Source organism: Thalassotalea sp. G20_0 (assembly GCF_017744175.1).
GTDB lineage: Bacteria > Pseudomonadota > Gammaproteobacteria > Pseudomonadales > Endozoicomonadaceae > Endozoicomonas.
This window is the reverse complement of sequence record NZ_JAGHQV010000198.1, coordinates 1-1,416: the sequence shown is the minus strand read 5'-3', so window position 1 is coordinate 1,416 and position 1,416 is coordinate 1. Positions and strand designations below refer to the sequence as shown.

At 51.4% G+C, this 1,416-nt stretch carries 1 protein-coding gene; it reads right to left on the bottom strand.

Annotated features, from left to right (window positions below; all coding sequences use genetic code 11):
* The coding region (ltrA, locus tag J7438_RS25475) for a group II intron reverse transcriptase/maturase (RefSeq protein ID WP_209278843.1) at positions 1–1,096 on the bottom strand (1,096 nt) is incomplete at its 3' end.
* Between the last annotated feature and the right edge of the window lie 320 nt (positions 1,097–1,416).

Genomic DNA, 1,416 nt, shown 5'->3' with positions numbered 1-1,416 from the left:
ACCTGACCAGATTATTGAAACGGGTTTTCGGCTTGCGCCATTGCTTCAGAAAGCAGCAACGGATTCGCCGACGTATCCATTGATCCAGCAGGGGAATTGGTCGGTAATATTCCGATAACCGGAAATACCCCATCCAACCCCGGATATATTGTGCCAGTTTGCGTAACCGATGTTGCATTGAGACACCCCAGCGACGACTGGTCAACTTGAGTATCCTGTACTTGAATCGGTCCAGACACTTCTGGGCCCAGCGAACTTTCTTCCCTGTGAAGGTGAAACTCAGGAATTCGCTTTCTGTTGCTTTCACAACTTTACTTTTCCGGGAGTTAATCTTCAGTTTCAATTTACGTTCAATGAATTGGGTAATGCTGTTCATCACCCGATCACCGGCACGCTGACTCTTGACGAGAATAACGAAGTCGTCACAGTATCTTGCAAAGCAATGACCTCGATATTCAAGCTCCTTGTCGAGTTCGTCGAGGACCACATTAGACAGCAAGGGTGATAAAGGGCCACCCTGTGGCATGCCAACCCTGGTCGGGTAAACATTGCCCTCAATCATGACACCGGAGCGCAGGTAGCGACCAATCAGTTTCAGGAGGCGTTTGTCGCGGATCTTACGGGAGACCCTCGACATCAAAACGTCGTGATTAACCGTATCAAAGAATTTACTCAGATCGACGTCAACGGCGTAATGCAGCCCCCGGTTGATCAACTGCTTAACCTGACGGACTCCGTCGTGTGCTGACCGTCCCGGTCGGTAGCCGAAGCTGTTTGGTGAGAATCCCGGATCAAAGACAGGGGTCAGCACCTGCACAATGGCCTGCTGTATGACTCTGTCCGTCACGGTAGGGATTCCCAGCAAACGCTCACCGCCGTCCGGCTTTTCTATCACATGCCGGCGCACGGGTGACGGCTGGTAGGTTCCGTCCAATAAGGCTTGGCGCACTGAAGGCCAATGCTGTTTGGCAAAGTCTGGATAAGCTTCAATGGTGACTCCATCAATACCCGGAGCACCCTTGTTGCTTTTGACTTGTTTCCATGCACTTGCCAGATTAGCCGGTTCAAGTACGCAATTTAGTAGATCATGGTTCAAAGCTGGTTAAAGATTCTGTCGCCAAGTACGGTGAGTCGCCGGACGGCTGCATCGCCTTGAGGGAATCAGTCTCCTCTTTGTCATCGATGTTCGGCCCTTCGCTAACGACTTCCCATCCGTTAATGGCTTCTGTCGTACAGCTACTATGGCCTCTGCTGACTTCTGTCCAATCACCACGCGGAGTTACCTCTGCTGGCGCTATTGGTTGCCATCGGGTTTGCTCGAACAGGATGATGAGACCTGTTCGCCGAGCCTGTTGTAACCAGTGGCTGAGAACTGGGAATTACCAATCGCATGTTGGACAGATCTCCCCGGATAAG